The following is a 7,903-nucleotide window of genomic DNA, read 5'->3' as shown; positions in this document are numbered from 1 at the left end:
GTCGCGGACGACCACGTTCCGCAGCTCCAGCGGAGCGCCCACGCGCTCCGCGAGCGCTTCCGCGTCCTCGAGGAGGGTGCGGGCGACCTCGCTGCCGACGACGCCTCCGCCCAGCAGTGCAATGGTCAGCTTCTCCATCTTCGTCCCTTCAGCGATCGCGATCTCCTTGGCCGTGCGCGCCGCAGCGGGCGCGGGCACGGCCGCGGCCGGCTCAGGCGAGCGGACCGCAGTCCCGTGCGAACAGGTCGTCGAGCGTCTCCGGACGCACCATCCACTCCACGGCGGACTCGCGCACGGCGAGCACCCCCGGCCTCGGCGCCATGTTGTAGTTCGAGGACAGCGGCTGGCAGTACGCACCGGTGCCCGGAACCGCCACCAGGTCGCCGGGAGCCACGTCCGCCGGCAGGTACTCGTCGCGGACGACGATGTCACCGCTCTCGCAGTGCCTGCCCACCACGCGGACCACTGCGGGGGCCGCGTCGGAGGTGCGGGAGGCGAGCGTGCACGAGTAGTCCGCGTCGTACAGGGCCGTGCGGACGTTGTCGCTCATGCCGCCGTCCACGGACACGTAGGTGCGCACGCCGTGGTCGGTCTCCACGGGCTTGACGGTGCCCACGCGGTAGAGCGTACACATCGCCGGACCGATGAGGGAGCGACCGGGTTCGAAGGAGACCACGGGAAGGGGGTCCCCGGCGTCCGCGCACTCCTTGGCGACGGCGTCCGCGAGCTTCTCCGCCATCTCCGGCAGCGGCGGGGGCGTGTCCTGCGAGGTGTAGCGCATGCCGAGGCCGCCGCCCAGGTCCAGTTCCTCGAGCTCCACGCCGTGACGCCTGCGGAGCTGGGCGCGGAGCGCCACGATCCTGCGGGCGGCGACCTCGAAGCCGGAGGCGTCGAAGATCTGGGAGCCGATGTGGCTGTGCAGGCCGATGAGGTCGAGGTGGTCCGCGGCGATGACCCTGGCGGCGGCCTCTGCGGCCGCGCCGGACTGCAGGGAGAGGCCGAACTTCTGGTCCTCGTGCGCCGTGGCGATGAAGTCGTGGGTGTGGGCCTCGACGCCCGCGGTGACGCGGATCATCACCCGTGCGCGCACGCCCAGCCGGGCCGCGGCCGCCTCGAGCCGGTCGATCTCCTGCAGGGAGTCGACGACGATCCGGCCGATCCCCCACTGCAGGGCCAGCTCGATCTCCTCGTCGGACTTGCTGTTGCCGTGGAGGCCCACCAGCTGCGGATCCACGCCGGCGCGGCGGGCGAGCAGCAGCTCACCGAGCGAGCAGGTGTCGATGCCCAGCCCCTCCGCCGCCGCCATCTGCGCGACGGCGACGGTGAGGAAGGCCTTGCCGGCGTAGTACGTGCGCGAGGACGTGCCCACCCGCTCGAAGGCGGCTGCGAATGCACCGACCGCCTCGCGGGCGCGGGCGCGGAAGTCCTCGACGTCGAACAGGTAGAGCGGGCTGCCGTACTCGCGGGCGAGATCGGTGACCCGGTGGCCGGCGATCGTGAGCACGCCCTGCGCGTCCTTGGCCGCATGCGCGGACCACAGGCTGGGCATGAGGGCGTTGACGTCCTCCGGGAAGGGTAGCCAGACCGGCGAGGGCCCGGCGTGCATGACGCCGGAGATGTGTGCGGGCATGCGCGCCTCCCCTACATCCGCTCGGGTGCGGAGACGCCCAGGAGATGGAGGCCGTTGGCCAGCACCTGGGCGGTGGCGCGGTTGAGCACGAGGCGCGAGGAGTGGACGGCGCCGATCTCCTCGTCCGCCCGCGGGGTCACCCGGCAGGCGTCGTACCACTTGTGGAAGAGGCCCGCGAGGGATTCGAGGTAGCGGGCGATGCGGTGCGGCTCGCGCAGCTCCGCGGCCTGGGCGACCACGCGCGGGAAGTCCGCGAGGGCGGCGAGCAGCGCCGACTCCGTCTCGTCCGTGAGCGTCGTCGCGTCGAAGCCGGCGGGATCGATGCCGGCCTCGACGGCCTTCCGATCCACGCCCCGGGACCGGGCGTGCGCGTACTGGACGTAGTGGACGGGGTTGTCGTTGCTGGCCGAGCGCAGGACCTCCGGGTCCAGGGTGAGCGGCGAGTCCGCGGGGATGCGCGCCAGCGAGTAGCGGAGGGCGTCGCGGCCCAGCCACTGCACGAGATCGCGGAGCTCGATGATGTTGCCGGCGCGCTTGGACAGCTTGGCGCCGTTGACCTTGATGAGCTGGCCGATGAGGATCTCGATGTTGTGCTCGGGGTCGTCGCCCGCCGCGGCGGCGATCGCCTTGAGGCGGTTCACGTAGCCGTGGTGGTCCGCGCCCAGCAGGTAGACCTTCTCGTCGAAGCCGCGGTCCTTCTTGTCCAGGTAGTAGGCGGCATCCGCGGCGAAGTAGGTGGGAGCGCCGTCCTTCCTGATGAGGACGCGATCCTTGTCGTCGCCGAACTCCGTGGTGCGCAGCCAGACGGCACCCTCGGAGTCGAAGACGTGGCCCTGCTCGCGCAGGCGCGCCACGGAGGACTCCAGCGCGCCGGAGTCGTGGAGGGTCTTCTCGGAGAACCACACGTCGAAGTGGACGTCGAACTCCGCGAGCGTGTCCTTGATGTCCTGCAGCTGGATCGCGTAGGCGCGGGACAGCACCTCCTCGCGGATCGTGTCCTCGCAGGCGTCCGCGAGCGCCGGCTGCTCCTGGGCGATCCGGTCTGCGATGTCCTGGATATAGGCGCCCGGGTAGCCGCCTTCGGGCACCTCACGGCCCTTCATCCGGGCGAGCACCGAGTCCGCGAAGACGAGCATCTGCGAGCCGGCGTCGTTGATGTAGTACTCGCTGGTGACCTGCGCCCCGGCGAAGGCGAGGACGCGGGCGATCGCATCGCCCAGCGCGGCCCAGCGGGTGTGGCCGAGGTGGAGCGGTCCGGTGGGGTTGGCGGAGACGAACTCCATGTTGACGACGTGCCCGGCCAGCGCCTCGCCGCGCCCGTAGTCGCTGCCTGCGGCCACGATCTCCGCCGCCAGCGCCCCGGCGGCGCCGGCGGAGAGGGTGATGTTGAGGAAGCCGGGCCCGGCCACCTCACAGGACTCGATGCCGTCCACGTCCGTGAGGATCGCAGCCAGCCCCTGCGCGAGATCGCGCGGGGCGAGCCCGGCCTTCTTCGCCGTCTGCAGCGCCACGTTGGTGGCCCAGTCGCCGTGGTCGCGGTTCTTGGGACGTTCGACGACGAGCTTGGCGGGCACCTCGATCCCCGTGCCGGTCTGCGTGCTGTATTCCTCAAGTGCGCGGGCGATGGTAGCCCTGAGTTCTTCCGGAGTCACCCGCACAGGATAGTGGGTGGACGGTGCGCGCGGACAATCGGTCTCACGGGAGGCCTCGAACCCGCAGTTCACGGCAAGATGCATGACGAAGGCCCCTCACCTGTTCTCCCAGGTGAGGGGCCTTCCGTGGTGCCCGCGACAGGATTCGAACCTACGACCTTCTGCTCCGGAGGCAGACGCTCTATCCACTGAGCTACGCGGGCTTACCGGTGCAACTCTAGCACCGCCGGCTTCCGCCGTCATATCCGCACCCGCCCGGATGCGGTGGCATATCTCACATACGGCCCTCAGTGGCCCTTGATCGTCTCGCGCGCCGGGACGTACTCCCAGTGCCAGGGCTCGTACTTGCTGGACTTCGCCCAGTCCGGGTTCTCCCAGCCGAAGTCGCCGGCGTTCTCCACCAGCCAGTTCCAGGGGCCGGACTCGCTCTCGACACCGCCGCCGAGGTCGAGGGCGATGCCCCAGCCGTGGAGCGAGGTGCCGGGGCGGGCGGAGAGACCGGGCTTGCGGCCGGCCACGGAGATCTGCCCCTCGAGGCTCCGGTAGGAGTCCGTGATGGAGAACTCCTTGCCGGTGTCAGCCTTGTAGGCGGCATTCATCTTCGCGAACGCCACCGCCGCGTCCGCGCGGAGCTGGTGCTTGCCGATCCCCAGGTCGCACAGCCACTCCTCGGGCAGCTGCCCGTTGCTCACGTTCGCGTCCCAGTCGTGCTCCGCTGAGCAGCCAGGAAGGACCGTCTTGGTGATGGAGCGCCCCGCGGCCTCCGCCTTCCCGCCTTCGGCACTGGGAACGGAGCCCGAGGCCGTGCTGCCCACCGCGACGTCCGCCTCCGCGACGTCCGCGCTCACGGACTCCGCGTCCAGAGCGGTCAGGCGGGGAGCGTCCTCGGCCGGAGCCTCTGCGGCCTGCGCCTGCCCGGTGCCATTGCCGGCCACGAGCACGGCGGCGATCGCCACACCCGCCGCGGACACGGAGGTCAGCGCGGAGACCGTCGCCGCACGGCGGCGGCGCATGGAGCGGACGACGGAGCCGTCCGAACCGCGGAAGGCAACCGTGCCGGCGTTCACCTGGTCCGTCGCCTGCGCGGAGGCGGGCGCCTCCGTCACGGTGCGGAACGTCCGCCGCGTCTCACGGCGGGTGCGTCCCTCCGCCTCGCGGCGGGCACGACGGCTGGTGAACACCTGTTCAGCGGTTCCCTCGGCCATTCACTCACTCCAAAGCTCTCGACAGTGTGCGACCCCGCCCTGCTGAGCGGGGTCTCCGTCCATCTGTCACAACACTATAACGACAACGTTACAAAGACGTCCAGTTGATATATCCGATGCCACATCCCGTGACGTGCACCATGAACGGCGTGCACCATGAACGGCGTGCACCACGAACGGCATGCGTCACGAGCGCTGCGGCCGGAGGAGAGCCCTCCGGCCGCAGCGACAGCGCAGCTGCTCCGCCTCAGCGGAGGCCTCGGGCACGGTGCCGCTGCATGGCATCGTCCACCTCGCCCACGAGCTCCTCGAGCACGTCCTCGAGGAAGACCACGCCCACGGCCTCCCCCGCCGCGTCGAGCACCCGCGCCACGTGGCTGCCCGCACTGCGCATCTCGTCGAGTGCGTCCTCGATCTCCGCGTCCGCGGCGACCGAGGTCATGGAGCGGAAGCGCTTGGACTGCACCGGAGCACGGTAGTCCGCCTCGTTGTCCGCGTAGAGGAGGTCCTTGATGTGGAGATAGGAGCGCGGAGTGCCGGCGGAGTCCGTGACGATGTACCGCGAGTACCCCGTCCGGCCCACCAGTCCCTCGACCTCCTCCGGGGTGGCCTGCTCCGAGACCGTGACGAGATCCGCCCGGGGGACCATGGCCTCGGCCACCGACTTGTCCGAGAACTCCAGGGCGCCCTTGAGCAGCCCCGACTCGTCGCGCAGCAGTCCCTCACGCTGGGACTCGACGACGATCGACTGCACCTCCTCGACGGTGTACGCCGCATTGACCTCGTCCCTGGGGGTGACGCCGAGCAGCCGCAGCACGCCGTTCGCGAAGGAGTTGAGCGGCCGGATCACGAAGCCGAAGACCCGGGCGAGGAACACCAGCGGGGGCGCCAGCATCATCGCGGCCTGCCGGGACAGTGCGATGGCGATGTTCTTGGGGATCATCTCCCCCACCACCACGTGGAGGTAGGTCACGGCGGCCAGCGCCAGGACGAAGGAGATGACGTCGGAGAGACCGGCCGGGATGCCGAGACCGCTGAGAGGACCCACCAGCAGATGGTGGATCGCGGGTTCCGCGACATTGCCCAGCAGCAGCGAGCAGACGGTGATGCCGAGCTGGCAGATCGCCAGCATGACCGAGACGTGGCTCATGGCGTACAGCGTGGTCTGCGCGCGCTTGGAGCCCCCGTCCGCATACGGCTCGATCTGCGAGCGCTTGGCGGAGACGATGCCGAACTCCGCCGCGACGAAGAACGCGTTGCCCAGCAGCAGCACCACGAGCCAGACGAGACCCATCCAGTCACTCATGCGCGCTCACCTCCCCCGGAGTCGCGACGACGAGGTCCGGGATGAGCCGCAGCCTCTCCACCCGGCGCATGTGCATGCGCTCGACGACCAGCCGGGCGGATTCGAGTCGCACCTCGTCCCCCTCCTGCGGCACGCGCCCGAGGCGGAGCATGACGAATCCAGCGATCGTCTCGTACTCGGAGTCCTCCGGGATCTCGATCCCGACCGCCGCCGCCACCTCGTCCGGGCGCAGCCGCCCGGGGACGATCCACGAGCCGTCGCGCGCGGGGCGCACCATGACGCGCATGCGATCGTGCTCGTCGGCCACCTCGCCCACCAGCTCCTCGACCGCGTCCTCGAGGGTCGCCACACCAGCGGTGCCGCCGTACTCGTCGACGACGACCACCATCTGCGTGGAGCGCGCGCGCAGACGCAGCAGCAGGCGGTCGAGCGGCAGCGTCTCCGGCACCTGCTGCACCTCGGTCATGAGGCCGCCGGCATAGGCGTCCTCACGGTTGTCCAGCGGCACGGACATGGCGGACTTGATGTGCACGACGCCCACGACGTCATCGCGGTTCTCGCCGATCACGGGGAATCGCGAGTAGCCGGTCCTGCGGGCGATCTCGACGATGTCCGCCGCGGTCGCATCCCGGGCGACGGAGACCATCCGGGTGCGCGGGGTCATGACGTCCTCCGCGGTGCGTGCGGAGAAGCTGAGCGTCCGCTCGAGAAGATCCGCGGTCTGCTCGGCCATGGTCCCCTCCTCCGCGGAGTGGCGCACGAGGGCGGTGAGCTCCTCCGGCGAGCGACCGGCCGAGCCCTCCTCCTGCGGCTCGATGCCCATGGACACCAGAGCGCGGTTGGCGGTGCCGTTGAGCACGGCGATCACCGGCTTGAACGCCACGGAGAACGCATACTGCAGCGGCACCGCGATCTGCGCGGCGTGCAGGGGCGAGGAGATCGCGAGGTTCTTGGGCACGAGCTCCCCGATGACCATCGAGAGGATCGTGGACACCAGCAGCGCGAGTCCCAGGGACACGGGCGCGGCCGCGGACTCCGGCACGCCCAGCGCGGTGAACACCGGTGTGAGCAGGGCGCCCAGCGACGGCTCCATGAGGTAGCCGGTGAGCAGAGTGGTGATCGTGATGCCCACCTGCGCCGCTGACAGCTGGGTGGACAGGTGGGTGGTGGCCTTCTGGATGGTGCCCGCGAACCGCGAGCCGTCGGCCACCGCCTTCTCGACGGTGTGCTTGTCGAGGGTGAGGAGGGCGAACTCGGCGGCGACGAAGACACCGGTGCCTCCGATGAGGACGAGGGCGAGGCAGAGGAGGAGCCACTCCATCTCAGGCGCTCACCTCGCGGCGGCGGAGGATTCTCCGCCGGGGACGGGGCGGCGCAGCGGGTGCGGTGTGCACCGGCCGCGCGACGGGACGGAAGGAGAACGTGGGGGTGCCGGCTTCACGCCGGCACGGACTGTCACTCGTCATGGAGACATCCTACCGAGGAAGGCGGGGCGAGGGCGTCTCTGCACCGTCCCCGCCCCGCCTTCACGTGGATCTCTCAGCCTCCGCTCCGGACGGAGGCCTCACCAGCCGCTCTGGACCGGCCTGCCCTCTTCGTAGCCGGCCGCGGACTGCACGCCCGCCACCGCGCGGGCGTGGAACTCCTCGAGCGTCCGCGCTCCGGCGTAGGTGCAGGACGAACGCACACCGGAGGTGATCTGGTCGAGCAGGTCCTCCACACCGGGCCGCTGCGGGTCCACCGGCATGCGCCCGGAGGAGATCCCCTCCTCGAAGAGGCCCTTGCGCGCGCGTTCGAAGGCGGACTCCTCCGACTGCGTGCGGGCCGCGACCGCCCGTGCGCTGGCCATGCCGAAGCTCTCCTTGTACTGCCGGCCGCTCGCGTCCGTGAGCAGGTCGCCGGGGCTCTCGAAGGTGCCGGCGAACCAGGAGCCGATCATCACCTGCGAGGCGCCCGCGGCCAGGGCCAGGGCGACATCGCGCGGGTAGCGCACCCCGCCGTCCGCCCACACGTGCGCGCCCAGCTCGCGGGCACGTGCGGAGGCATCCAGGACCGCCGAGAACTGCGGCCTGCCCACGGCCGTCATCATGCGGGTGGTGCACATCGCGCC

The 7,903-nt window shown here is 70.7% G+C and carries 6 protein-coding genes, 1 tRNA gene and 1 pseudogene; all 8 read right to left on the bottom strand.

Annotated features, from left to right (window positions below; genetic code table 11):
- Window positions 1-138 (bottom strand): annotated as a pseudogene (locus tag Q0A33_RS10240) (homoserine dehydrogenase); the annotation flags it as partial.
- A 73-nt stretch (window positions 139-211) separates the two neighbouring features.
- Window positions 212-1,630: a diaminopimelate decarboxylase gene (lysA, locus tag Q0A33_RS10235; protein ID WP_291795886.1), complete on the bottom strand. Its 1,419-nt coding sequence runs from the start codon at window positions 1,628-1,630 to the stop codon at window positions 212-214.
- A gap of 11 nt (window positions 1,631-1,641) precedes the next feature.
- Window positions 1,642-3,282, bottom strand: coding sequence for an arginine--tRNA ligase (gene argS, locus Q0A33_RS10230; RefSeq protein ID WP_291795883.1), 1,641 nt, complete (start codon window positions 3,280-3,282; stop codon window positions 1,642-1,644).
- 127 nt (window positions 3,283-3,409) lie between these two features.
- Window positions 3,410-3,485: transfer RNA gene (locus Q0A33_RS10225), tRNA-Arg, on the bottom strand.
- A gap of 84 nt (window positions 3,486-3,569) precedes the next feature.
- Window positions 3,570-4,487, bottom strand: coding sequence for a M15 family metallopeptidase (locus Q0A33_RS10220; protein ID WP_291795880.1), 918 nt, complete (start codon window positions 4,485-4,487; stop codon window positions 3,570-3,572).
- A 247-nt stretch (window positions 4,488-4,734) separates the two neighbouring features.
- Window positions 4,735-5,793, bottom strand: coding sequence for a hemolysin family protein (locus Q0A33_RS10215; RefSeq protein ID WP_291795878.1), 1,059 nt, complete (start codon window positions 5,791-5,793; stop codon window positions 4,735-4,737).
- Entirely contained in the window at window positions 5,786-7,114 is a 1,329-nt protein-coding gene (locus Q0A33_RS10210) for a hemolysin family protein (RefSeq protein ID WP_291795876.1), read from the bottom strand. Before Q0A33_RS10210 ends, Q0A33_RS10215 begins: the two co-directional genes overlap by 8 nt.
- A 243-nt stretch (window positions 7,115-7,357) precedes the next feature.
- Window positions 7,358-7,903 (bottom strand): IMP dehydrogenase (locus tag Q0A33_RS10205; RefSeq protein WP_291795874.1); only part of this gene is annotated, 546 nt, incomplete at its 5' end.

The organism is Brevibacterium sp., from assembly GCF_022712115.1.
Classification (GTDB): domain Bacteria; phylum Actinomycetota; class Actinomycetes; order Actinomycetales; family Brevibacteriaceae; genus Brevibacterium; species Brevibacterium salitolerans.
The sequence above is the reverse complement of the archived record's forward strand: the minus strand, read 5'-3'. Positions and strand labels throughout refer to the sequence as shown.